Genomic DNA, 23,998 nt, shown 5'->3' with positions numbered 1-23,998 from the left:
CGTGGAGTTGGCCGCGATCAAACAACTGACTGGGCTCGGCGCCGCGGTCGGGGCGCGGGATCCGGCCGGATTCATGGCGCTGCGGGAGGCGGGAAATCGGTTGGGCTGGACCAGCTCGTGGGTCGAGACAGTGCTCGGTGAGTGCCTGGCAGTGGTGTTGGCCTGGCACGGTGGGCTAGTCACCGACCTGACCGTGCAGGTGATCGAGGAGTTCGACGCTACGCTTTCGGCAAGCTCAGCTCCGCCGTCGTCACGGCGCGCCTATCGGGCGCGGTTAGCCAGCCTGCGGCAGCTGCTGTATGAGACCCGTGTGCTCGACATTGCGCCGAAGCGGCGAGCGTGGGCGCGCAGTCTCGAGCAGCGCTTCACCGATGTGGCGATGTCCGACCCGATCCGGGAAATCTTGCTGCGCTATATCCGGGTGCGCGCGGCGGTGCTGCGGCCCAAATCGGTCGAATCGCTGATCAACGATCTGCTGCCGTTCGCCGAATACCTCACCGCGCATCACCCGCAGCTGGCCAATCTTCGTGAGCTGGACCGCGCCTGCATCGAGGGCTACCTGGCGTGGAACCGCACCCGCGGCTGGCGCGGGCAACGCGCCAATGCCGGCGCCGGGCGCACCATCTCGGCCGCGGTCGCGCAATCGGCGGTGCTGAGCCTGCGCAACCTGCTCGACGACATCACCGCCTGGGGCTGGGAACAGGCGCCGCCACGGCGGCTGGTCTTCGCCGCTGATTTCCCCAAACTCGACCAACCGTTACCACGGGCGCTGGCACCTGATGTCGATGCAGCGGTGATGAATGCTGTTGCCCAGCTCGATGATTCGTTTGCCCGAGTGGGGTTGACTGTGTTGCGCGGTGCCGGGCTGCGGGCCGGTGAGCTGCTCGATCTGGAGCTGGGCAGCATCATCGACTACGGCCCGGCTGGCACCTGGTTGAAGGTGCCGCTGGGAAAACTCGCCACCGAGCGCATGGTGCCACTATCGGCGACCATACTCGCCGCCCTCGACGAGTGGGTCACGCTCCGCGGTGTGCACCGGCCGCTGCCGCACCCACGCACCGGTGCCTTCACCGACTTCCTGTTCACCCAGCACGGACGTCGCCTTGGCTACACACGGTTGCGCAACGGCCTGCTCGCCGCCGCCGAAACCGCAGGGCTCCGCGCACCCGACGGCGGGGTACTCATCGTCACGCCACACCAACTGCGTCACACCTGGGCCACCGAGTTGGCGAATGCTGGCATGAGCCTGCAAGCGTTGATGGCGCTGCTCGGGCATTATGCGGGTGATCTTGTCAACTGGGTGCGATCAGGAGGCGGCATCGTCGAGGCGGGCGAGCAGTCCGTCGAACACTTTCTGGCGGCCGAGTTGTCCTTTCTCGGCGGCGTCGTCGCGTTGTGCCTGCAGAGTCGGGCGGAATTCGATGGTGGTCTGGAAGAAAGTGCAAGATTCGCAGATGGATTCGAAGTGGCAGTCCAGGCCGACGGGTCGGGCGCAGTAGCCGTTGCCGAGCATGCGGCGGTGCATCTCGGCACGGAGCTTGCGCATTTCGGCGCCTTCGGCGTCGGCTGGCAGTGCGCGCGGCTGGTCGTAGAGGGCTTCGACTTTTTCGCTGACGGAGAAGTATTCGTCAGCGACAGTGCGGTCGGCGATGCGGGCGTACACAAGAGTCATCCGCATCGATCGGTGCCCCAACAACGCGGCCAGGGCTTCGAGGGTCATGCCGCGGTTGATCGCCTGGGTCGCCATGGTGTGTCTGAGGCGATGGGGCGAAACATGGCCGATGCCAGCAGCTTTCGCGGTTTCGGCGACTGCCCGATCGACGCGGCCCTCGCCGATGCGTTGGCCGTGTTCGATGAACAGGTAAGGGCTGCGCAGGCTGGTGGGTCGGGTGGCGATCCAGGCGTCGAGGAGGTCCTTGAGTTGGGGGTGCAAGGGGATGTAGCGGTCGGTGCGCAGTTTCCCCAGCGGCACGTGCAACCAGTACGCGGCTCCGATCTGCACCACGGAATCGACTGTGAGATTGAGGAATTCACCCTTGCGCAGGCCGGTGCGGGCGAGAAACTCCACGCACAGTCGAACGAACGGATCATCGGCGGTGCGCGCGGCCTGCAGCAGCTTGGTGAACGCGGCGTCATCGAGAAAGCGGGGCAGCGGGTCGTCGCGGATCGGCAGGTCGCCGCAGAACACGAGCACGCGGGCGGGAATGTCGTCGCCGTCCCATTCGGTGAGCCGGTCGAAGCAGGTGCGCAGGGTGCCAAGGTGTTCGGCGAGACTGGTTTTGGACAACCGGCCGCCGCGAGCCGAGGGGCGGGTGGACAGGTGCAGCTTGTAGGCCTCGATGTGTGCCCGGCGCAGGTCGGCGACACAGGCCACCTCGGGGGCGTTGACGGCCAGCCAGCCGGCGAATTCCCGCAGCACACCCTCAACGCGCACCATCGTCGAGGCCCGCAGCGACAACCGTGTCTGGGCGATGTAGCTGGTCAGCGTGGCCGCCAGCCGTGGCGGGACCGCCGCCCACTGGGCGGCGCGCTCGGCCGAGCGGTCCGGGTTGGTTTTGCGGGGCGCGGTGTCGATGACGCCGAGGTGGAACAGGGTGGTCTGCGCACCGAACAGCGCCGCGCTCAGTGCCTTGACGCCGTGACTGCCCGGTCGGTGACGGGTTATCGCGGCCGCCAATGCTTTTCGCTGTGCATCGATCACCGGCTGGGTCAGTCGCTCGGGAGTCAGCCCGGCCAGAGCGGCCACCTTGGCCAGGGCGGACCACTGCAGGCGGGTCACGACGGGATCAAACCCGAGCTCGGAGGAGGTCGCGACGAACTCTTCGTGAAACCTGCGGTGATGATAGGCAGCGACTTCACCGAGGTAGGGCCGGCACGCCACGAGATAGTCCGGGGTCGGCCGCAACCGTCCCGTCACGATCAGCCAACCAACCACCCGTCGATCCTTCAGCGGCAATGCGCATTGCGATGCCAGCGGCAACGCAGACCAGCCAGCCACCCCGATGCGGGTGAAGAACGTGCGCGCCACCGAGGTCACCGGGTGTCCGGCGAACATCCCGGCCGCGACGAGGTCGGCCCGATACGCCTTGACGAGCTCCTCGATGGTGGGGCGATGTGCCGCCGACCGGTTCATTTCTCGTCCGCATCGCCGGACGCGACAACCTGCGCCTCGATCGCCTCGGCGGCTCGCAGGTATTCCGTCGCCAGCCAGTCGTTGGCCAGATGCAGATAGATGCGGGTGGAGTCGATCGATGCGTGGCCGGCCTGAGCCTGGATGGCCTCCAGGGCCATGCCGGCTTCGCGCAGCCGGGTGAAACAGGTGTGCCGCAGTTGGTGGCAGGTCGCCCGCTCAAGTCCTGCCCGAGCCCGGGCGCCGTCAAAGATCTCGTCCACGCCCGCCGCCGACAGCGGTGCGCCGCGGCGCGGCCCCTTGAGCACCACGAACACCCGCTCGGTGGTCGCACTCGGCGGTCGCTCCTGGTCCAGATACTTGCCCAGGGATGCGAAGAACCGGGCCGATACCGGCACGATCCGCTGCCGTCCGCCCTTGCCTTCGGCGACGAACAGTCGCCGCTGCCCGGCGTCGGCATCGGCCAAGCGCAAGCCCAGCACCTCGCAGCGCCGCAGGCCACCCAGCAGCATCGCCTCGAGCATGGCCCGGTCGCGGTGGGTGCGCAGCGCCGCGCGCAGCGCGTCTACCTCGCTCGGCGCCAGCACCCGCGGCAGCGTCCGAGGGGTGCGGATCAACGGCACACCGCCCTTCCCGCGCCGAGCACCGGGGCGGCGGGCGGCCAGGCTGGTCGGAACCGGGCTGCGGCTCACGCCGCTGTCACCCCGGGCCGCGAGGTAGGCGTACAGGCCACGCACACTCGACAACCGGCGGGCGATCGTACGTGCCGCCAGGCCAGGCTCGCCGTCCTCGAGCCGCACGACCCCCTCGCCCAGGCGGGGAGCGCGTTGAGAGGCCAAGAACGCGAACACATCTGCGGCGTTCACAAGCTCCGGCGCCTTGGCCACTACACCGAAGAAGATCTTCAAATCCGACGCCACTGCCAGCCAGGTGTTGGTTCGGGCTCGCGCCGCAACGAAGGCCAGGTAGTCATCCAGCAGCGGGTGCCCCAGGGTGATCGCGACCAGTTCCGCCCCACGATGGTGACGGACCAGGCACGGCATGAACACTGCAACCTCCCGCCGCCAGCATCCGCGCGCACCCCGCTGGATCACGGCAGACACGCCGAGGATCACCCGTATATCAAACACGTCACACCGCAGATGACGCTGCGCTACGCCACCTTGGCCTCGCCGACCCTACGCGCCGCCTACGACGAAGCGATGGGCAAAATGCGCCGCCAGTTCACCCTCACACCAGTCGGCAAACCAATCCTGCCCGACAAAGTCGGGTGGCTGCACAGCGAGATGCTGAAAACCCGTGTCGCCCACGGTTACTGCGCTCGCCATCCAGCCGCCGGCACCTGCCCGTATGCCAACATCTGCGAAACCTGCGACAACTACGTCACCGCACCCGAATTTCGTGACGCCCTCACCAGCCAACTCGCCGACATCCAAGCCCTCAAAGCCGATGCCGCAACCCGCGGCTGGACCGATGAAGTCGCCCGCCACGACCGCGTTGCCCACGCCGTCACCGACCACCTCCAACGCCTTGAACGCTGAATCCCGATTCGCTACGAGTTGACCTGCCCCCCGAGGGCCGGATAAAGGAACGGCTCAACAAAGAAATCAGGCGCAGGACCGACGTCGTGGGCATCTTCCCCGACCGGGCCTCGATCATCCGCCTCGTCGGTGCCGTGCTGGCCGAACAACACGACGAATGGATCGAAGGACGACGCTACCTGGGCCTTGACGTGCTCACCCGCGCCCGCACAGCACTGACCAGCACCGACGAGCCCGCCGGACAGCAAACCAACACCACCCCAGCCCTGACCGCCTAGACTGCCACCCGAAGGGTCACGCGATCGAGCGAACTCTTACACCACGTCACTGGGCTTGGCCGGGGCACCTGGTGTAGGCGTGTGTAGCTGGCAGTGACGGTCACCTCGCCAAGAAGGCTTTCTAGGTCACCGCGACGCTTGGCCGGATCGCGAAGTTGCATACCGACCGGGATGTCGATTTCCGGTGGAATCCAGCCGCTGGCAAGGTCGGTCACCAGGACCGTAGTACCATCGGGCCGGTCGCCGGCGGCCCAGTTGAGCCTCGGCTCCTGGCGGGCGACGAAGTCGACAAGCCGCTGCAGCCGTGCCTTCGCAGTTGTTGCCGCGGAGGCGGCCCCGGCAGTGGTACCGCCCGCCGCGGCGAGGGCTGCCTGCTCGCCGACTCCGGCCGGCGTTGGCGAGGGCGTGGGCACTGTGTCGGGTCGACGCATGACCGCGGGCTGGCTGATCCCGCCGGCACTGCTTGATGAGCTGACCGGCGCCGACGCCGCAGTTGCCGGCGCTGGACCCGCTGGCGCGGTGGGCGGTGCGGCAGCTGCCGAGGCCGGCGGTCGGATGTCGGCGCCATAGGCAGGCAATGGCCCAGCGGGTGCGGCCGCAGCGGACGGCGTTGCCGTCGGCGCTGGCCGGGCGACGTAGGACGTGCCAGCATCGCTGGTCGGGGCGTGCGTCGGGGGCGGCAGAGGCGCAACGTCGGCGGCTGGGGCGTGCGGAGTGTCGATTATCGGCACATGAGCACTCGCCGGCGAAGTCGCAGCAACATTCGGTGTCGGCGCGGCCGGCTCCGGCATTTGCGGTTCCACCGGACCCATCGGTGGCACCGCGTTGGCCGCTGCTGACATCGGGGCGCCCATCTGCATTCCCTGATCGAAACTGTGTAACAGGCTCGCTGGCGTCACAGGAGGCCTGGCGGCGGTCGATGGCATCGCTGGCGCCGACGGCACGCTCGGCATGTTGGGTGCCGAGACGGGCGGAATGGCGCTGGTGCCGGGAAGCGGGGTCCTTATGGGGCCGCCTGAAGTGGGAGCCGGAACGGCGGTCCCAGCGGCTGCTGGTGTTGGCGGCGGCGCTGTCCCAAAGTTTGTAGCTGGCGTCGTGGGCGCGGTGGATGTACGGATTGGCGATGTAGGCGGTGGTGCTGCTCCAAAATTTGTAGGCGAGGTTTCGGGTGGAGCCGCGTTGGGGTTAAGTGGGGACGTCGCTGAGGGAGTGTTGGGCGGGGGTGATGCTGGTGGTGTCAAGCCCAGGTTTGATGTCGACTCGCTCGGCGGTGAGGTGGGCATGTCAGCTGGCGAAATTCGGTTATCCAATGGTTGAGTGCTCGCAGGTGCACCAGACGCATTGAGCACTTGCTCTACTTGTTGCCGCACGGCCTCCTTATTCGGCGACCCGAATTTGCCAGCAAGGTCGATACCGTGCTCTTTGGCGAACTGGCGGGCCGATGATGGTATACCTCGCTGGTCGAGAACCTTCTGAATTTCACTGAACACATTGTCACAATGAGTCGCTGCTTTTATATTAGCCTGCGTTTGGCAGTCCAATACGACATCGGTGATTTTGCTGATTTTGATTGGGAGGGGATCCTTGGAGCTTTGAATCTGCTTAATCCTTGAATTCCCATCCTCGGCTATGGTATCGAGCTGCCGCATTAATTCAGCGCCTGAGTCATGAGCGGACTGATACGATGACTTTATCACCTCATTGGTTGCTCCAACGCGGCGATGATGCTGCTCGCCCTCGTTATGGGCACCTCGAATATCGTCCGCAGTAAAACCTTGTTGATTAAGCAATGAGGTGAATTGCTGCTGCGCTAGCGTGTCCGCAAAGTAATTGTGTGCAGCAGCATTGCTTCCCCGACTGGCTGGCACGGTACTAATGATCGACAGACCTCTGGGCCGCTGATGACCTACGAGGACTTCTGACCAGTCTTTAGAGGTTAAATCGCTCATTTGCATAGACCGTCTATCTTGCTTATGTTGGCGTCTATATCGCGGCGGAACGGGTCTAACTCAGAATCGCTTGCGTTATTGAGGGCACGCATCCCTGCCTCTTGATATGAGTTACCGAGAGAGCGGACTAAATCTGCCAAGTCTGAGGGCGTTGCCGGCTCGGCGGCCAGACGCGTCAGAAGATAATCTCCCGCCGCATAAATTGCTAGCCGAGCGTTTGCAGCAACCGCCAGTTGGCTAACCTCCCCACCTTCTGCCGGGTTGGATCGATGGGTGTTGTCAGCAACCTCATTTTTCGCGAGCTTGTACGCGGTGCAGATGTTCGACTTAGCTTCAGTGATCTGCTGACCCGTGAAGCCGGGTGTAGTCGGGGCGGCTGGATGAACGTCGGGCGACACCGGACGAAACCATCCGACAATACCTACGCCGAGGCCGATGAGCGCGATCACCAGCGCGGCGACGCTGAGCCAACGTGACGGCTTGCGTAGCGCCATCGCTGGGGGCGGACCCCACGGCGCGGACGTCGTCTGAGGCGGCAGTCCAGGGTAGCCCGGTCCTGCGGGAACTCCGGCGGGAGGCGGCGTATCTGGCATGGGATTATGTTAGCGCTGGTCACCGCTTCTGGTATTCACCTCGTTCCGTCCCGCGGTATCATTTGTCACTCGAAGTCGATGTATCCCTGTTACTGCAAAAGGTTTCAGATGTTATCCCGACGATCGTATGTAGCCGACGTATTCCCCCAAAAGAGGCTGATATTGTCGATTCAACTTTAAGCCTGCCGCCGTCGCATATACGACAACGAACCGCTAACCGAGCATGCGCCTAAAACTCGTCAGTTGCGCAGTCCGCAACGCGCGCCCGGGCTGGCTTCCAGCTGGTGGAAGGCAGCGGGGAGGCGTGTTTGAAATGTCGCGATGGTATCGGTGACTTGTAAGCTCGACGTTCCACATTGGCGCGCACCGCGCGGCGGTAAACGGTGCGTGGTGTGAATGCTCGTCCCAGCTCGCCGCAATGATGCCCACTTGGAGGCAACATTCCCGTGTCGCGAAAGGAAATTGACTGGGGCGCAGAGACGGGTGTGACTGTCGCGTGGAAGCCTCTGTGATTTGGGGAACGTTCCTACTGTGCTCGTCGATAGTGGTCCCTAGCAGGTAATTGGGATCGGCAAGAAAAGCGAACTTTCTCAGCCGAAGAGCTAACTAGAGCTTTGGTTAAGGAGCCAAGCCCTGCTGCTTTCTCCATCTAGTCCAGTATGTCTCTGCATTGAATTGCCGCAGTGTCCTCAGCGCCTCGCAATTCTTGGCGATCGCAGAACTATCGGAAAAGAGTTGCTCAATGCGACCGCTGTTTTCTCGCGCCCATTCAATCTCTTCCGCAGTAGAAAGATACTCGATCTCGTCGTCGCCATTTAAGTGTTGCCTAATGAGCGACACCCAGAACCAGTTTTCTGGCGTCGCCAGCTCGGTGGGTGCGACGGTTAACTGCATCTGCCCTCGGTCGTTGGTTAAGTTCCAACTAAGGGTCGGACCTGTAAGTCGCAGGGATGCATCGATCGCGGCGAGGCCGCGAGTGCTCGAATCCGTTATACGATATCGGGGATCTAGATAAAGAAATTCAAAATATGCCAAAAAGTATTCCAAAAGCGCCTTCATTTTCTTCAACCGCCTTCACCGGCCGGAACCCATGTGGTGTCGCTTATTTGACGATAGCCATGCAATTCAAGGTACCTGATTTCAGCTGCCGTAAAAGTATCAGGTTTTATCATATTGAATGGAACCGACAGGGTGACGGTGTCGCGGTTCGCTATGGCGACATCCAGCACATGTTGGTTGGCGGCGAGTCGTTCGGTCGGGGTGGCGGCATTCCATGCGTCTCCGATGTCGAAGTAGCTGGCGCCCCGTTCGTCTGCGACCTGGATATAAGAGAGTCCGCCACCGTCTGGTCTGAATGGTCCGATTACCGTTTCACCGCTCCCAGTCAGGTGCTGTTCGGAGAGTGCGCGGAGCTCTGGACTCATTATGTCCAGCGGGTTGTCCAAGTTGAACTCAGGAGGCGCCGCCCCGGCAACGTGGCCGGGTGGCGCGGCATGCTCGCTTGGAGTTAGTTAGATGAAAAGTCGAGGGTGTTAGCGATCTTGATTTGGGCTGTTGTCGTCGGGCTTCTCGTCAGGCGCAAGGATGCGCCGAGTGGTCACCAGCTTTCCTTCCAAGCGCCTGACCACTTCTGGCGCGGTTGGTGGTGTGGTGATACGTCCCTGTACCGGGGCGCCGTTTTTCACCGTGGGTGGGACCACGCGCTTGGTGTCGGCCTTGGCGTCGCTGCCCTTGTCCCCCGCGCCATGCATGGCGCCTGGCGGCACCATCGGCATGCCGGCCATCCCGCCCCTCGGCGCCGCTGTCGGCTCGGGTGCGGCCGGTGACGTCGGTGGTGTAGTGGGCGACGACATTGGGACAGTACCGGCCGAAGGGGCCGGTGGAGGACCGAGCATCGCGGCGGGCGTGGTGCCACCCAAGCCCCCCGCACCGCCCGCGGCGCCTGCCAATTCGGCTGCTCCGCCGTCGAGCCCACCGCCTGTGCCGAGCAGCTCACCCGGCAGGGCTTCAGCCGCCGCAGCGCCGCTGCCCGCACCATGCTGAAATGCACCCATAGCTGCCTGCATCGCCTGCTGGCCCACCTGGGCGACTTGCTGGGGTACCTGCATCATCGGGTTCATCAATCCGCCCATGGCACCCGCCGCTGACTGGGCAACGCCGGTGGCCATCTGTGGCAGCTGTTGGAGCATCTGGGCCGATTGGTCCTCATTGGCAGGGAATTTTGTCAGCGCGTCGTTGACTTTCGCTTCGCGTTCGGCCTGATTCTTTTGGCTCTGCGCATTATCGGCGGGATCACCGCTGTTGGCAGCCAGGCCTAGTGCTGCAAGCGCTTGGTCAAAGGGAACACCGGGCGGAACTACCGGATCCGACGTGCTCATCGGCGGCGGGGGAAGACCTAACGCGCCTGCCAATTCCTCAATGATTATCCGGAGGTCTGGTGGCATTACCTCACCCTCCCGTAGCCACGTGGCTCAATGCTTGGAACCAGGCGAAGTGGTAATTCGCCCCGGTCTTGTCGCCCTCGACGAGTGCATCAATCGCCGCAAGTAACTGCCAGTTTCCCACCGCAGCGGCGTCGACGTTGTCTGGATACGAGTCGAGTACACGATCGCGGAATTCCGCGAGCAGCTCCTGAAGTACCTCGATTTCCTTATCCAGTACCCCAGTTCCTCGCGAAGCGGCCTTGGCCAAGGTGTGTGCCAGTCGGGGTAACCCGTCGCGCCAGTTGGTAGCTTGCCCGAGCTCCCAGCCGAGTTCCTCTACAACAGGTCCCTGCCGGGCTCGTGGGGAAGTCGGGACCGGCTCGTCATCATCTGCGGGGGGCACCTGGTGTAGGCGTGTGTAGCTGGCAGTGACGGTCACCTCGCCAAGAAGGCTTTCTAGGTCACCGCGACGCTTGGCCGGATCGCGAAGTTGCATACCGACCGGGATGTCGATTTCCGGTGGAATCCAGCCGCTGGCAAGGTCGGTCACCAGGACCGTAGTACCATCGGGCCGGTCGCCGGCGGCCCAGTTGAGCCTCGGCTCCTGGCGGGCGACGAAGTCGACAAGCCGCTGCAGCCGTGCCTTCGCAGTTGTTGCCGCGGAGGCGGCCCCGGCAGTGGTACCGCCCGCCGCGGCGAGGGCTGCCTGCTCGCCGACTCCGGCCGGCGTTGGCGAGGGCGTGGGCACTGTGTCGGGTCGACGCATGACCGCGGGCTGGCTGATCCCGCCGGCACTGCTTGATGAGCTGACCGGCGCCGACGCCGCAGTTGCCGGCGCTGGACCCGCTGGCGCGGTGGGCGGTGCGGCAGCTGCCGAGGCCGGCGGTCGGATGTCGGCGCCATAGGCAGGCAATGGCCCAGCGGGTGCGGCCGCAGCGGACGGCGTTGCCGTCGGCGCTGGCCGGGCGACGTAGGACGTGCCAGCATCGCTGGTCGGGGCGTGCGTCGGGGGCGGCAGAGGCGCAACGTCGGCGGCTGGGGCGTGCGGAGTGTCGATTATCGGCACATGAGCACTCGCCGGCGAAGTCGCAGCAACATTCGGTGTCGGCGCGGCGGCTCCGGCATTTGCGGTTCCACCGGACCCATCGGTGGCACCGCGTTGGCCGCTGCTGACATCGGGGCCGCCCATCTGCATTCCCTGATCGAAACTGTGTAACAGGCTCGCTGGCGTCACAGGAGGCCTGGCGGCGGTCGATGGCATCGCTGGCGCCGACGGCACGCTCGGCATGTTGGGTGCCGAGACGGGCGGAAAGGCGCTCGCAGCCGGTAGCGGCGTAGGAGGTCGGGCCATTGGCATAGGCATTGCCCCAGGCGTTGTCGGGCCGCTTTGGGCAATGTTGGCTGTTGTGCCGGGCGATGAGACTGGCTGATTGGCGGCTGGTGATGGAGATGGTATTGCTGGTGTCGTCGGGCCGCTTTGGGCAATGTTGGCTGTTGTGCCGGGCGATGAAACTGGCTGATTGGCGGCTGGTGATGGAGACGGTATTGCTGGTGTCGTCGGGCCGCTTTGGGCAATGTTGGCTGTTGTGCCGGGCGAATTGGGCAGTTGGTCTGCTGGTGGGATCGGGTTGTCTAATGGTTGAGTGCTGAAGGGGGCACCGGATCGGTTCAGCACTGTCTCTACTTGCTGGCGCACCGCCTCTTTGCTGGGGGATCCAAAGCTGCTGGATAGGTCGATCCCATGGTCTTTGGCGAACTGGCGGGCGGACGATGGTATACCGCGTTGGTCGAGGACCTTCTGAATTTCAGTGAACACGTTGTCGCAATGAGTCGCTGCCTTGATATTGGCCTGGGTTTGGCAGTCCAATACGACGTCGGTGATTTTGCCGACTTTGACAGGAAGTGGGTCTTTGGAGCTTTGAATCTGCTTAATCCTCGAATTCCCATCCTCCGCTATTGTATCGAGCTGGCGCAACAACTCAGCGCCCGAGTCATGGGCGGACTGGTACGAGGACTTTATCACCTCATTGGTTTCCCCAACGCGGCGATGATGCTGCTCGCCACTATAGTGTGATTCTCGAATGTCGTCTGCAGTAACACCGTCTTGGTTGAGCAGCGATGTGAATTGCTGCTGCGCTAGCGTATTAGCAAAATCATTATGCGCGACAGCATTGCTTCCTCGACTTGCTGATACATTGCTAATAATCCCGAGACCCTTTGGCCGCTGGTGACCAACGAGGACTTCCGACCAATCTTTAGAGGCTGAGTCGCTCATTTGCAAAACCCGTCTATCTTGCCTATGTCGGTGTCTATGTCGTGGCGGAGCGCGTCGAGCGCTGAATTTGGCTCGTAGTTGAGGGTGCGTATTCCGGCTTCCTCATACGAGTTGGCAAGTGATCGGACTGCGTCGGCCAAGTCCGAAGGCGTTGCCGGCTCTGCCGCCAAACGCTTCAAAAGATGGTCACCTCCGGCATAAGGTGCGAGTCGACCGTTGGCGGCAACGGCAAGCAAGCCGATCTCATCACCTTCTACTGGGTTGGGCCGATGGGTGTTAACGAACACCTCATTTTTCGAGGTGCGGTAGGCACCACATATGTTTGTCTTGGCGTCAGCGATTTGTTGATCTGTATGCCTGGGTGCAGTCGGCCCCGGCCGGTCGTAGCGCTGTACCGGACGGAACCAACCCACGAGACCAACGGCTATGCCGATGACTGCGAGCAACAGGGCAGTGAAGCTAGGCCAGCGTGAAGGCTGGCGCAATTTCATGGGTGGCGGCGGAATCCGTGCATCGGAGGCAGTCGGCTGATGCGGGAACCCAGGTTGGCCCCGTGCTGGCGGAGGTCCGGAGGGATAGCTCATTTGCACTGCTGTTCGATGGAGATTGTCGCGTTGTCTGCTGCGCGGAGCGATGCATCGAGATCAGTCTTCTGCAAGTCAGCCATATAACCAATTGCTACATCCTGGTACGCATTGGCGAGCGTCCGTATTGCGCTGGCGAGGCTAGGGGGCGTAGCTGGCTCTTCAGCCAACTTAGTAAACAGATAACCACCGCCGCCGTAAATTGCCAGGCGTGCATTCGCTAGTACTGCGAGAGTTGAGGTTGGATCGTTGCCTTCGTTGCGGCTTGTGTTCACCCCTACAGCGCGATGTACTGTGGCGTAAGCAGCGCACATTGTGCTTTTCGCGCCCGCGATTTGCTCGTCGGTAAACACCGGCGCATGCGGCGCTGGTGGGGGCCTGTTTTCCGGGCCGGGTCGCAGCCATGCCGCGAGGGCTATACCTACGGCGACGACTGTTCCACATAGCGAGGCTATTGCGATCAGCATCGGCCAGCGTGAGGGCCGGCGCAACGCTCTCGTCGGATGCCATGACACGGGTGCGGTCGGCGGGATGGGAAGCCCTGGCTGGCCCGGTACTGGCGGAAACCCGGGGGAAGGCGTATCCGGCATGGGGCTATGGTATCGCTGATCACCGATTCGGGAATTCAGCTGTGTTGCCCCCCTGAGTGCGGCCACGTCGAAGCCGCCGCATCACGTTCGGAGTACGTATTTTGAGCGCATGCTCGCGGGGATAACGGGCCGAGTACGCCATCCGCAAGCCTCCATATCGCTTCAGCGGCGCATTACTTCTCGGCTGTCTATGCTTTCGGGGGGCCGTAATACTTGGTTGCTAGTACATCCTCCAGCGCGATAAGCGCTTCACAGGACCGAGCGGCTGAATCGCCTGAAAAAAGCTCTTCGATGCGGCCGGTATTTTCCCGGATCCACGCGACAGCCTCTACTGGCGTCACAGCGTTGGTCTCGTCGTAGTCGTCGAGGTACTGCCGGATGATCGATACTCGAAACCAGTTTTCAGCCGAAGCGGCGAACTTAGTTGGCGCGACGCCGAAGCCTATTTGTCCACGGTTATTCTGCAGGGACCAGCTGATGACGGGGCCAGTAAGTGTCAAGCCCGCGTCGACTGTCGCGGCACCGGACGTCCTCGAGTCTGTAATGCGATAACGCGGGTCCAAGTACAGAAAATCACAGTATGCCAGGAAAAAGCTTAGTAATGTCTTCACCGCGTGGTTCCTCCGGTTGATGGGGTAAGGATATTATTACCTACACGTTGGTAACCGTGGGCTTCAAAGTATCGAATTTCTGCAGCCGTGAAACTATTTGGGTCAATCTTCCCGAATGGTACCGACAAGGTGATGGTGTCGCGGTTCGCTATGGCGACGTCGAGCACATGTTGGTTGGCGGCGAGTCGTTCGGTCGGTGTGGCCGCATTCCACGCATCCCCGATGTCGAAGTAGCTGGCGCCGCGTTGGTCTGCGACCTGGATGTAGGAAAGCCCGCCACCCTCCGGTGTAAATGGCCCGATCACCGTTTCGCCGCTTCCGGTCAGGTGCTGTTCGGACAGCGCGCGGAGCTCTGGAGTCATAAGGTCCAGCGGGTTGTCCAAGTTGAACTCAGGCCGACCAGATTCGATCGGGACCGGAGGTGGGCTGTCTACTACCGCCGGTGCGAGGTGTTCAGCGGGTATGTGGTCATTTGTTCCTGGTGGTATTGAATGCTCGCCCGTGACTAACGGAACGGGATGGTCAACGGCGGCGGTGGGCGAAAGCGGCAGCGGGTGGTCGGTTGCGAGGCTTTGCGCGGCGGCCGCGGCGCGGGTCTCGGCCGCTGCGAAGGCGCGAGGCAGGACGTTGTCGGAGGTGATGCCGACGCCAGAGGAGAGGCCTTCGCCAGTAAACAGAGTTTTGAGCCCCTGCCAGGCCGCCTCGCCGCCTGCCTTTAATTCCGGTGCGCCGACGGCCAGGGTGACGGCGGTCAAAAGCGGCTCATCGGTGGCTTCGGCGCGGCCCGGGTCGAGCGTGCGGGTTCCGACGAGCTTGCCGCCTTGGAAGGTGTAGTAGGTGCCCGTGCCCTGGTCGAAGATTTCGCCCGTGCCATTCTTGAGCTGACCGGTGACCTGCATGGGCTGGCCATCGGCGGTATAGCCGAACACAAAATGGCCATCCGGGCTGGTGTGGACCGTGGTCGGGTCGACGTTGTTGTAGTCGGGCAGCTTGCCTAAGTCATTGAGCGCGTCGGCGAGGTTCTTCTTCAGCTCAGGCAGGCGCGCAAGCGCCGCCTGGCCTTCCGGGGAGCCTTGGCCTTTGGTATACGCGGTGGCCAGGGCGTGGTCGATGGCTTTTTGTGCCGCGCGCACCTTGGCCATCTGGTCCACCACAGCCTGATTAGTGACCCGTTTAATGTCGGCCAGCTCGCCGGCCTCGAGCCCGGACGGTGGAATGCCATCAGGCACTTGGTCTTTGGTCTTGTCGGCGTCTAGCCCCTGGATCGCCGTCGGGTCGTATCCGTCGGTGCGCAGGTTGGTCAGCGACTTCTGCAAATAGTCCGAGTAGCCGGCTCGAATGGACTGTAGCTGGGCCAGCGTCGATTTGGTGTCGTCAATAGCTTGGAGTTCGAGGCTGTTTATAAGTTGGTCAACTGCCTCCTGATCCGCAGCGGAGAGGTTGCCGGTCCTGTCGAGTTCTTCGGCCGCGCCGATCCGCCTGTCGATGTCTGTTAATTGCGCCTCCAAAGTCGAGATCAACACACCGCAGGTTCGTTGCGCCTCAGCGAGACTGGCCGCGATGTTCTCCAGGTCGACGGCGATCTTGGGCAATTGGGCCGCCTGCCCACGGAGCGATCGGATGGTCCGCTGCACTTCAGCGGAGTCGTTGATCGGATGGTCGCCGTTGTCTCGGTTCCACGACGACTCAAACCGGCGATACGCCTCCACAAAGGCGTTGTCGGCCTCGGCGGTGCATTGACCCGCGTTATGAAACGCCTGCCCAAGCTCGGCGATCTGGGCCGGGCGACCACTTTGTAGGCTGGCATTGATCTGCCACGGGTCCCCGCCAGCGGCCGCAATCAGCTTGCCGAGGTCTATGTTTTGTAGCTGTACCACAGGCCCCGCAACGCCTTCGCGCTATAGCCTTTGCGGCTCAGTAAAAAGCGATGTCGCATAATTCGCCGTGGTACCAACTCCACCGAGATCTCCTGATAACCCCACAACGTGCGCACGTGATAGCTGGGCCCGGCGCTGATCGCCTGATGTGCCGCTTCCGCGACGGCGAAGTCGCCGAAGATGCCCGTGACGCGCATTGCCGGCGACGGGCGAGTCGTGCCGGCTTGCGACTCAACGGCCTCTAAGTGCAGCATTCCGTGTTGACCAACATCGCGAACCCTTCCCGAGCGTCGGTAAGCGTACCGCCGGTGGCTTGCTCGTCAATTCAGCTGTTCTCGGACCGATTCGCCGCTGGATGTCGGTGCTCCCGGGGCCGCTTCGCCTAGCCGAGGCTGCTTGACAGATAGCTGTCCCGACCAGCAGTTCAGCCTTGACGAAGTTGGTCGGTGATTTCGAAGCCCATCACTGTGCCGTTGTGACGATGGTTGGTCATGTTGCGGCATTCACCAGAGACGTCGATGGCCCCCCTGCCGCTGGCCGGGTCCTGAGTCATGACGGCCACCACGCCATCTTTGTTGATGACTCGTCCGTACGAGTGCCAGCCGGGTGGCGGCCCATTGTTCCAACCGTGGGCGGCCATGGTCGCGGCCAGCTTGTCAAAGTAGGTGTTGGGATCGACCTCGGTGGGGTAGCCCTTGGACTCGTCCATAGGCCACTGAAAACTCATCTCTACAAGTCCTCGATAAGGTGGGTCTCCTTGGTCGTTGCATGACTCCCAGTGGAAGCCTCCTGTGAAATCCTGCAGCCCAGCGACTTTGGCGATCTGCCTTGCAGGATCGATAACCTGTGCCATGGCTTGTTGATCCGGCAAGGGGTTGGCTGGATGGTCAATGTCATGTCGGTTTCGAGACATTGCCGAGCATCCTCCTATCAAGAGCGGCAGGCTCAGCGTCGCCAGAACGACTACTAGGGACCATGATCGGCTTCGACGGTTGTCTGGGAGGCTCATGCGCGGAGATTCGTGATCATTCATATGCCGGATATGCGTGATCGTCTTTGATGCTATCCGGTGAGCGATCGCCTTCAGGGTCGACAAACGCCGGTAGACCGGGTATTCGGACGGGACCGATGTGCGGCTGGTGCCTTCCTTCGGCCAGCATCCCATCGGTTGCCAGGCGCTCGGGGTGGCCGCTGCGGCGGCAGACAACCTGGGGTTCTTCTCTAGGTCAAGCGCCTGGCCGACCTCGTTGTCGAGCTGCCGCAGCTGGCTCTCCAGCGTCAAAATCGACACCGCCGACGTGCGCTGTGCCTCGGCAAGGGTGGCAGCGACGTTCTCCAAGTCGACCGCGATCTTGGGTAGTTGGGCGGCCTGTACCTGCAGCGCGGTGGTGGCGCGCTGCACTTCAGCCGAGTCGTTGATCGGATGCTCGCCGTTCTCGCGGTTCCAGGACACCTCGAAGCGCCGGCGCGCCTCCAGAAAAGCGTTGCTGGACTCGGCCGTGCATTGACCCGCATTGTGAAACGCCTGAGCCAAATCCGAAATCGCGCTGCCGGACGACCACTTTGGAGGCTGGCATTGACTTCCCACGGGTCACCACCGGCCTCCGCGACGAGCAGAGGGATGCTTATGTATCGGAGTTGCAACGCACCGCATCCAACTTCACCGTGTTGCGTTCCTCCATATCGGTGAACGCTGTCGCAGCGGTGCGGGCCTTGTCGCCGACGTCACTGAGGGTCTGTTGGTGGCCCCGCAGTTCGTTGGTGTGGTGAGTATGGGCTTGGCTGACTGCCTGGTGAAACTCGTGCGCTGCTGCGAAGTCGCCGAACATCCCGGCCACCGGGGACGTGCCCGCCAAATGATTGGCGCTGTCGCCAGCATGCCCGCCGGCCCGGTGAGAATCATCGGCACCCGAGTGCAGCGACCCCGTGTCAACGAACATCGTCACCCCTTCCGAAGCTGCGGGTAACGCTACTCCCGGTTGCCACGCGGTCAATTCACCTTGGACCGGCGCCAGCAGCCTACCGAGCGTGGCCGCGCGCAGGCAGCCGCAGCCGAAACCGGACCAACACTGTGGCTGCCAGGCCCAGCGTTACCAGCATCCCCATATCGAGCAGCCAATAACGCGGCGAATGCAGCCACAGCCGGTCGGCGGGCACGTCGACTTCGATATGGCGCAGGTCCACCGTCGAAGCCGAGGCCGCGAAGCCCCACCGCGCCGGCACCAGCCACGACACCTGCGACAGCCCCATGCGACCAGTCACCGGGATCAGCCCGCCGGCCAACACCATCGACACCATGATCGCCACCACCAGCATCGGCAAAATCTGTTCCCCGGAGCGGGCCAGCGACGACAACGCCAGCCCAACCATCGCTGAGGCGATGGCCGTGGCCGCCAGCGTTACGTAGAGCTCGGCAACACCATTGCCCAACAACACCGCACCGCGGGTGGGTGCACTCTTCCCGGCCACCAAAATCGCTGTCAAGACGGCGGTTTGGATTAACGCGGCAACGCTGTAGACCAGCACCTTGGCCAGCAGATACGCCGACGCCGAAAGGCCTACAGCCTGCTCACGTTTGAAGATCGTGCGTTCACCGACCAGATCACGGATGGTCAACGCGGTGCCCATGAACACCGCGGCAATATTGAGCAGAATCAGGATTTCACTGGGTTCGTCGGCCTGTGATGCCCGCGGATCAGCGAAACCTAGGCCGGTATTACCGGGAACTGCCAGCAGCAGCGAGCCGAGAACGAACGGCAGTACAGCCAGGAACGCAAAATAGCCGCGATCGGCGGCGATCAGCCGGGTCTGGCGGCGCGCGATCGTCGAAATCTGGCGCCACATGCTGGTATGCGGCGGAACACCAAGCGGCACCGCGCCGGTAGCGGACGACGATGGTCGCGGAGGGGCAGGATGCCGCGCCAGGAATGCCCGGTGCACACCGTCGGGATCGGTGCTGACCCGCGCGAAGATGTCGGCCCAGTCGGTGGTTCCCATCACCGGCCCGATCCGCCTGGGCGAGTCTGCGAATGCGGTCTTCCCGCCGGGTGCCAGCAGCAGAATCTGGTCGCACATGTTGACGTAGTTCAGCGAATGGGTGACCACGATCACCACCCGGCCGGCGTCGGCGAGCCGGCGCAACATCGTCATCACCTGCCGGTCCAACGCCGGGTCGAGCCCTGAGGTCGGTTCGTCGAGGATCAGCAGCGACGGACCAGTCAACAGTTCCATCGCCACCGATGCACGTTTGCGTTGCCCTCCAGAAAGCTTGTCCACCCGGGTTTTTCGGTGTGGGGTGAGATCCAGCTCGTCGAGCACTCGGGTGACCACCTGGCCACGATCAGCGGCTGAGGTGTCCGGCGGCAGGCGCAGTTCTGCGGCGTAGCTCAGCGCTTGTTCGACGGTCAGCTGGCGGTGGACGACGTCGTCTTGGGGCACGATCCCGATGCGGGAGCGCATCGAAGCGTATTCGGCGTGCACGTTGTGCCCCTCGAAGCTGACCACTCCCGCGCTCGGCGCCGTGGTGCCGCCAATCAGCTTGACGAGCGTGGATTTACCGGCACCGGATGGCCCGATCACCGCGGTCAGTGTTCCGGGCCGCGCGGTGAACGACACGTTGGTCAACAGAGTGTGTCCGTCGATGTTCAGCCCCAGCCCGTCGGCGGTGAGTCCGCTGGTGTGCGCAGGCGCGGGGCGCGGCAACAAGGTGTTGCCCGCCGCCAGCAGGTCGGTGTTGCCGATGGTGACGATGTCGCCGTCGCGCAGCACTGCGCGGCTGATGCGGGTGCCGTTCACGAACGTGCCGTTGCTGCTGTTGTTGTCGCGGATTTCGATACCAGCCGGGGTCGGCACCAGCATCGCGTGCATGCGGGATGCCAGCGCATCTTCGATGACGACGTCGTTGGTCTGGGTGCGGCCGACCGTCGTCGTCCCAGGCGGCGCGACGCCAGGCCGCGGCGGCAGTAAGAAACGCATCGTGTCGCCAAAGCGTCCGGAACGCCGCGGCTGCGGTGGTGCGGGCGGGGTTCGCGGCATCGGCGGCGCCAGCACAGCGCGGGGGAACCGGTTCGTCCTGGCGTTGCCGGTGTTGGCCTGCGCGGCCGACATGCGGTCCAGCGTCGGCGGATTGCGCGGCTCGGCCGGCGCTGCAGAGGTCGCGACACGAAACGTTAGCTGCGGTCCGTGCGGGCTGCCCAGCGCGATGTTCTGGCGGTCGCCGATCATCACCATCGGGGCGCGCACGCCGTCGACGAAAACACCGTTCTGGCTTTTGTCCACGGCAACCCACTGCGCGCCGTCGAACCGCAATATCGCGTGCGTGCGTGATATCAACCCGAGGGAAGCGCGGTCACCCTCGTGCAGGCAGATGTCACAGTCACGGTCGCGCCCCACGGTGACATCCCGGTCGGTGGGAAAGGTGTACATCGCCGACCCGAGCCAGACTGTCAGCGGCGGTGAGCTTTCCGCGCTCATCGCGGCGAGCTGGCTGCTTCGATTTGGATGGGACGGCGTGATGCCGCGGTTGGTCGGTGTCATCGTCGCCCTCTAGTACCCCCAGATACGTTGGGCAATCTATGCAACAGTCAATTGGCCGGGCGGCGAATGGACCACAACATCGCAGAAATCAACGATGTCAGGTGTTTTCGTCGCTTCGAAAGAGACATCGCTGCCGATCATATAGGCGAACCCGTCGATGCGCCCCGGGCTGTAGACGGCTCGGTGACCGAATCGAGTCTTAACCTTTACTTGACCTCAGGTCTTGACCCGCTGATCATGAAACGGTGCGCCGACTGGTGGCTGTGCTGTCTGCTGCGCTGTGCGCGGTCGGCTTCACGATGGCGGTCGCACCGCTGACCGCAGCGGTGGTAAACCCGTGGTTCGCGCACTCTGTCGGCAATGCCACCCAAGTGATTTCCGTTGTCGGAGTGGGCGGTTCGAACGCCAAGATGGATGTCTATCAGCGCAGCGCCACGGGATGGCAGCCGATCGCGGCGGGCATACCCGCCCACGTCGGATCGGCGGGTCTGACGCCACAGGCCAAAAGCGGCTACCCGGCCACCCCGATGGGCGTATTCACGCTGCCGTATGCGTTTGGCACCGCGCCCAATCCCGGTGGGGGACTGAAGTATGTCCAGGTCGGTCCCGACCACTGGTGGAGCGGCGACGAGCGCAGCCCGACTTTCAACACCATGCAGCTCTGCCGAAAAGACCAGTGCCCGTTCGATACCGCCGCAAGCGAGAATCTCGACATCCCACAGTACAAACACGCGGTGGTGATGGGCGTCAACACCGCTCGCATCCCTGGCAACGGTGCGGCATTTTTCTTCCACACCACCGACGGCGGGCCCACCGAAGGATGCGTGGCAATCGACGACGACACGCTGGTGCAGATCATCCGCTGGCTGCAGCCCGGCGCGCTGATGGCAATCGGGCAATAGCTGTGTCGTCAGGCTAGCGCGCGCCCAGGTTTGACTTTAAAATCCAAGCCCGCCAGCGACATTGTCGCATCGTAGGTCCGGTCGTAGCCGGTGGAGCTGATCTTCCAGCCCTTGCTGGTGCGCCGGTAACTGTCGTGGTAAAAGGCCGCGCCGATCAGCATGAAGTTGAACTCGGGAACGATGACGCGGTCTTGTAGGTACCAGGCACCCGTGGCTTCGTCACCGGTCACCGTGATCTCGGGATGGGTCACCCGGTGTTCGGTGATGATGCCGGGACCCAGCGCCGAACGCATGTAGTCGACCAGGTCTTTGCGGTTGGCGAAGTGCAGTTCTTCACCCACCGACGGCCCGTAGTCGCCCTTGACGTCCTCGGTTAGGGTCTCGGCGAACTCGTCCCAGTGCTTGGTGTCCAGTGCCCGCAGGTAGCGATACTTGACCTGCTTAATTGCCGCTATGTCAGCGGCGACGTCGTCAGCGCTCATCAGATCATTGGAGCACACCGCCAAGACGCCGCCGCAACCCGTCGGCGCGCTGAATCGGTCCGCAGGGCGGGTCAGCATTCGCGCCGCGCTGCGGCGCAAAATTCTTGATCACCGCAGCACGCTTTGCGTGTGGTAGGGGTTACGGTCGATCTGGTGTTTCGCGCACCGCGCTGTGGTGGGCGGCAGCACTGATAGAAGCACCCATAGAAGTGAGTGCGGTGACGGCTTCGCCTTCCGCAACGACCGTGCCATCGTCTGCGACTAGCTGCAGGCGAACATGTCCCGTGGTGGGTAGCTTGCGTTTTCGTTGGCGTCGTGATGTTGGGTTTCCGCTGAGGCTGGCGACTGCCGCGTCGATCAAGTCGTCGGCGTAGCTCAGCAGCGATCCGCCGATCTGCCCGGCGAGCCACCGTTGTGCGATGGCGTGCGCCGGACCGGTGACCACCGCCACAATCACTACCATCGGCAGATCGCGGACTTGACCGGTCGCAATGAATGGGCCGAGCCACTCCCGGTATGCGAGCACAAGATCGCGGTTGATGGTTCGTAGTTCGCCCGCGGCGTCACTGGACCAGTCGAGGTGGCCTTGCGCGTAAAGAAACCTCGCCCACTGCTGGTTGGACTCGACCCAGCCCAATAACTTGGCAACAATTCCGGCCACCGCATCGCGCAGGGTGGCGGGCTGGTCTTTCAGTGTCGCCCAGTACCCCTCCTGCACGCATCGCATCGCATCGAGATACAGCCCGGCTGCAATCGCTTCCTTATTAGGAAAGTGATGGAACAGCGCACCGTTCGAGACACCGCTGCGTTCACGAATCATGGTCACGGTGGTGCGGTCATAGCCCAATTCGGTGAAGCAGTCCAAGGCTGCCTGCAGGATGCGCTCCCGGATCTCCACCCACCCAGAGTATCACTCCAGAGTATCGATCCTGCCACTTGTGGAGTGTTACTCTGGAGTGATACTCTGCCACCAAAGTCTGGATCCGACCGGTAGGAGCACGGCGATGACCATTGCGGCGGTCCCAACCCAGAGCGAATTGTTCGCGCTTTCATCGGCACACCTGCGAATCCAAACGGAAGCCCGCAGGATCGCTGCCGAATTCGCGCCGCGCGCCAGAGAGATTCGACAGCACTTGCTTGATCACAGCGAGATGCATCCGGAGTTGTGGGCACTGTTCTGTGACCGTGGCTGGCCGGGAGCTGCACTGCCCGGCGACTATGGCGGCACGGGTGGCGGCTTGCTGGCAATGACGGTGGTCCTGGAGGCTTTCGCCGAACATAACATCGTGCTTTGGATGCCGGTGCTGTCAGCAGCAATCGCTCACGCGATTAGTCAGGCCGGCCCCGACATCGCGCGTGACGTGTAGGTGCGCCGTGTGGCTTGCGGCGAGGTCTTTTTGGCGATGGCGACCACGGAGGCTAAGACAGGCCACAATCTCTTTCGCACCACAACCGAAATCCGGCGCGACGGCGACCATTTCGTTGTTCGCGGTCTTAAAAGCATTACCTCTGGGCTTGATGTCGCTGACCGTGTGCTCGTCTTCGGGCGCCCACCGAAGACCGCCGACGGCAAGCCAACGGGCTATACCACGATCCTGGTGGATCCGCGCGCACCCGGGGCCACGATGACGGAGCTATCGATGCGTCACCGCGAAGGCGTCAAGCAGTACCAGCTCGAGCTCAACGACGTCTGCGTGCCGCAAGAGGATCTCATCGGCGTTGAGGGGCAGGGTCTAATGGTCATGTGGCCATTCACTCACGTCGAGCGAGTGTTGACCGCGGCGCTATGCCTGGGAGTCGCTGGCTACGCCATCACCCAATCGGTGCGACGCGCCAAAGAACGCGTTGTATCCGGCACGCTGCCCATCGGCGCCAACCAGGCCATCGCCCATCCGCTTGCGGCATTGCACTCTCGCCTGGAGGCGACCCGGCTCTTTGTTTACCGTACTGCCGCGCGTTTTGACGCTGGAGTCGATGGATTCGACATTGCCGGCCACGCAAACATGGCCAAACTGCTCACGGCCGACCTCGCATTCGACGCGACCGATCACGCCATGCAGGTCATGGGCGCCGACGCGTGGGACGAACGCCAAGGCTGGCTCGACAGCTATCTCGATGCCCGATTGTCTCGCTCCGGGCCGGTTAGCAACGAGTTCGCCCTCAACTACATCACTGAGCACCTCCTTGGCCTGCCAACACACACGTCCTAACGTGGCGCATCGACGCT

General features: G+C 63.1%; 25 protein-coding genes and 4 pseudogenes. 10 read left to right on the top strand and 19 right to left on the bottom strand.

All coding sequences use genetic code 11. From position 1 onward, the window contains the following. Positions 1-274: 274 nt before the first annotated feature. The gene (locus tag MYXE_RS24795) at positions 275-754 is read right to left on the bottom strand and encodes a hypothetical protein (RefSeq protein ID WP_232061680.1); all 480 of its coding nucleotides are present in this window, start codon (positions 752-754) and stop codon (positions 275-277) included. A gap of 42 nt (positions 755-796) precedes the next feature. Here MYXE_RS24795 and MYXE_RS24790 point away from each other — a divergent pair. After that, a pseudogene (locus tag MYXE_RS24790) lies at positions 797-1,222 on the top strand (tyrosine-type recombinase/integrase); the annotation flags it as partial. 84 nt (positions 1,223-1,306) lie between these two features. On the opposite strand, the gene MYXE_RS21930 reads toward MYXE_RS24790, so the two are convergent. Continuing rightward, the gene (locus MYXE_RS21930; protein ID WP_085197023.1) at positions 1,307-3,133 is read right to left on the bottom strand and encodes a tyrosine-type recombinase/integrase; all 1,827 of its coding nucleotides are present in this window, start codon (positions 3,131-3,133) and stop codon (positions 1,307-1,309) included. Further along, positions 3,130-4,173: a tyrosine-type recombinase/integrase gene (locus tag MYXE_RS21925; RefSeq protein WP_085197025.1), complete on the bottom strand. Its 1,044-nt coding sequence runs from the start codon at positions 4,171-4,173 to the stop codon at positions 3,130-3,132. Before MYXE_RS21925 ends, MYXE_RS21930 begins: the two co-directional genes overlap by 4 nt. An 84-nt stretch (positions 4,174-4,257) precedes the next feature. Between MYXE_RS21925 and MYXE_RS24785 the strand changes: the two are divergent. Both MYXE_RS24785 and MYXE_RS21915 read left to right on the top strand, forming a co-directional pair. After that, positions 4,258-4,671 (top strand): annotated as a pseudogene (locus tag MYXE_RS24785) (tyrosine-type recombinase/integrase); the annotation flags it as partial. 44 nt (positions 4,672-4,715) lie between these two features. Continuing rightward, positions 4,716-4,949, top strand: a pseudogene (locus tag MYXE_RS21915) (transposase); the annotation flags it as partial. Here MYXE_RS21915 and MYXE_RS24780 read toward each other — a convergent pair. Next, a complete protein-coding gene (locus MYXE_RS24780) occupies positions 4,946-5,380 on the bottom strand; it encodes a DUF5632 domain-containing protein (RefSeq protein ID WP_112650212.1) in 435 nt (144 codons plus the stop codon). The pseudogene MYXE_RS21915 and the gene MYXE_RS24780 sit on opposite strands and share 4 nt — an antisense overlap. Here MYXE_RS24780 and MYXE_RS24775 point away from each other — a divergent pair. Continuing rightward, on the top strand, positions 5,379-5,519 hold the full coding sequence (locus MYXE_RS24775; protein WP_161552139.1) for a hypothetical protein: 141 nt from the start codon (positions 5,379-5,381) through the stop codon (positions 5,517-5,519). The genes MYXE_RS24780 and MYXE_RS24775 overlap by 2 nt on opposite strands. A gap of 1,375 nt (positions 5,520-6,894) precedes the next feature. Here MYXE_RS24775 and MYXE_RS21905 read toward each other — a convergent pair. The 5 genes from MYXE_RS21905 to MYXE_RS21885 form a co-directional block, all read right to left on the bottom strand. Then, positions 6,895-7,392, bottom strand: a complete 498-nt coding sequence (locus MYXE_RS21905) for a hypothetical protein (protein WP_139821098.1) — start codon at positions 7,390-7,392, stop codon at positions 6,895-6,897. Between the two features lie 717 nt (positions 7,393-8,109). Beyond that, on the bottom strand, positions 8,110-8,550 hold the full coding sequence (locus MYXE_RS21900; protein WP_085193030.1) for a hypothetical protein: 441 nt from the start codon (positions 8,548-8,550) through the stop codon (positions 8,110-8,112). Positions 8,551-8,555: 5 nt separating this feature from the next. Then, a complete protein-coding gene (locus MYXE_RS21895) occupies positions 8,556-8,936 on the bottom strand; it encodes a hypothetical protein (RefSeq protein ID WP_232061678.1) in 381 nt (126 codons plus the stop codon). A gap of 87 nt (positions 8,937-9,023) precedes the next feature. Further along, entirely contained in the window at positions 9,024-9,935 is a 912-nt protein-coding gene (locus MYXE_RS21890) for a hypothetical protein (protein ID WP_232061677.1), read from the bottom strand. Positions 9,936-9,939: 4 nt separating this feature from the next. Then, positions 9,940-10,680, bottom strand: coding sequence for a DUF5632 domain-containing protein (locus MYXE_RS21885; RefSeq protein ID WP_112650207.1), 741 nt, complete (start codon positions 10,678-10,680; stop codon positions 9,940-9,942). Here MYXE_RS21885 and MYXE_RS21880 point away from each other — a divergent pair. The 3 genes from MYXE_RS21880 to MYXE_RS21870 all read left to right on the top strand — a co-directional run bounded on the left by MYXE_RS21880 (position 10,679) and on the right by MYXE_RS21870 (position 11,988). Beyond that, on the top strand, positions 10,679-10,819 hold the full coding sequence (locus MYXE_RS21880; RefSeq protein ID WP_161552139.1) for a hypothetical protein: 141 nt from the start codon (positions 10,679-10,681) through the stop codon (positions 10,817-10,819). The two genes, MYXE_RS21885 and MYXE_RS21880, sit on opposite strands and share 2 nt — an antisense overlap. 511 nt (positions 10,820-11,330) lie before the next feature. Next, positions 11,331-11,564, top strand: coding sequence for a hypothetical protein (locus MYXE_RS21875; protein WP_085193958.1), 234 nt, complete (start codon positions 11,331-11,333; stop codon positions 11,562-11,564). 91 nt (positions 11,565-11,655) lie between these two features. Beyond that, positions 11,656-11,988, top strand: a complete 333-nt coding sequence (locus MYXE_RS21870; RefSeq protein WP_085193960.1) for a hypothetical protein — start codon at positions 11,656-11,658, stop codon at positions 11,986-11,988. A 197-nt stretch (positions 11,989-12,185) separates the two neighbouring features. Here the strand turns inward: MYXE_RS21870 and MYXE_RS21865 are convergent, their stop codons facing one another. From MYXE_RS21865 to MYXE_RS21830, 8 genes and pseudogenes are all read right to left on the bottom strand, one after another. Next, positions 12,186-12,680 carry a hypothetical protein gene (locus MYXE_RS21865; RefSeq protein ID WP_085193962.1) on the bottom strand — a complete coding sequence of 165 codons (495 nt, stop codon included), beginning with the start codon at positions 12,678-12,680 and terminating at the stop codon, positions 12,186-12,188. A gap of 89 nt (positions 12,681-12,769) precedes the next feature. After that, positions 12,770-13,126, bottom strand: coding sequence for a hypothetical protein (locus MYXE_RS21860; RefSeq protein WP_142688749.1), 357 nt, complete (start codon positions 13,124-13,126; stop codon positions 12,770-12,772). 425 nt (positions 13,127-13,551) lie between these two features. Further along, positions 13,552-13,974 carry a hypothetical protein gene (locus MYXE_RS21855; RefSeq protein WP_085193964.1) on the bottom strand — a complete coding sequence of 141 codons (423 nt, stop codon included), beginning with the start codon at positions 13,972-13,974 and terminating at the stop codon, positions 13,552-13,554. Next, positions 13,971-15,851, bottom strand: a complete 1,881-nt coding sequence (locus tag MYXE_RS21850; protein ID WP_112650214.1) for a putative alpha/beta hydrolase — start codon at positions 15,849-15,851, stop codon at positions 13,971-13,973. Before MYXE_RS21850 ends, MYXE_RS21855 begins: the two co-directional genes overlap by 4 nt. Next, a complete protein-coding gene (locus MYXE_RS21845) occupies positions 15,830-16,048 on the bottom strand; it encodes a DUF2563 family protein (RefSeq protein WP_161552138.1) in 219 nt (72 codons plus the stop codon). Before MYXE_RS21845 ends, MYXE_RS21850 begins: the two co-directional genes overlap by 22 nt. Before the next feature lie 1,004 nt (positions 16,049-17,052). Further along, a pseudogene (locus tag MYXE_RS24770) lies at positions 17,053-17,495 on the bottom strand (putative alpha/beta hydrolase); the annotation flags it as partial. Beyond that, a complete protein-coding gene (locus MYXE_RS21835; protein ID WP_039891272.1) occupies positions 17,477-17,791 on the bottom strand; it encodes a DUF2563 family protein in 315 nt (104 codons plus the stop codon). The pseudogene MYXE_RS24770 and the gene MYXE_RS21835, both read right to left, overlap by 19 nt. A gap of 79 nt (positions 17,792-17,870) precedes the next feature. Then, entirely contained in the window at positions 17,871-20,387 is a 2,517-nt protein-coding gene (locus MYXE_RS21830; protein WP_085193251.1) for an ATP-binding cassette domain-containing protein, read from the bottom strand. A gap of 245 nt (positions 20,388-20,632) precedes the next feature. Between MYXE_RS21830 and MYXE_RS21825 the strand changes: the two genes are divergently transcribed. Next, positions 20,633-21,289 carry a L,D-transpeptidase family protein gene (locus MYXE_RS21825; RefSeq protein ID WP_003922901.1) on the top strand — a complete coding sequence of 219 codons (657 nt, stop codon included), beginning with the start codon at positions 20,633-20,635 and terminating at the stop codon, positions 21,287-21,289. 8 nt (positions 21,290-21,297) lie between these two features. Here MYXE_RS21825 and MYXE_RS21820 read toward each other — a convergent pair whose 3' ends face one another. Both MYXE_RS21820 and MYXE_RS21815 read right to left on the bottom strand, forming a co-directional pair. Further along, positions 21,298-21,771 (bottom strand): nuclear transport factor 2 family protein, encoded by a 474-nt coding sequence (locus tag MYXE_RS21820; RefSeq protein ID WP_415624443.1) that lies wholly within the window; start codon positions 21,769-21,771, stop codon positions 21,298-21,300. 139 nt (positions 21,772-21,910) lie between these two features. After that, the gene (locus MYXE_RS21815) at positions 21,911-22,618 is read right to left on the bottom strand and encodes a TetR/AcrR family transcriptional regulator (protein WP_232061676.1); all 708 of its coding nucleotides are present in this window, start codon (positions 22,616-22,618) and stop codon (positions 21,911-21,913) included. Between the two features lie 157 nt (positions 22,619-22,775). On the opposite strand from MYXE_RS21815, the gene MYXE_RS24765 reads away from it, so the two are divergent. Together MYXE_RS24765 and MYXE_RS21810 are read left to right on the top strand one after the other, a co-directional pair. Beyond that, the gene (locus MYXE_RS24765) at positions 22,776-23,138 is read left to right on the top strand and encodes an acyl-CoA dehydrogenase family protein (RefSeq protein ID WP_232061675.1); all 363 of its coding nucleotides are present in this window, start codon (positions 22,776-22,778) and stop codon (positions 23,136-23,138) included. Positions 23,139-23,174: 36 nt separating this feature from the next. After that, positions 23,175-23,981, top strand: coding sequence for an acyl-CoA dehydrogenase family protein (locus MYXE_RS21810; RefSeq protein WP_232061884.1), 807 nt, complete (start codon positions 23,175-23,177; stop codon positions 23,979-23,981). Positions 23,982-23,998 lie beyond the last annotated feature (17 nt).

The organism is Mycobacterium xenopi, assembly GCF_009936235.1.
Classification (GTDB): Bacteria; Actinomycetota; Actinomycetes; order Mycobacteriales; family Mycobacteriaceae; genus Mycobacterium; species Mycobacterium xenopi.
Note: the sequence above shows the minus strand (reverse complement) of the source record. Positions and strands in the feature narration are given on the sequence as shown.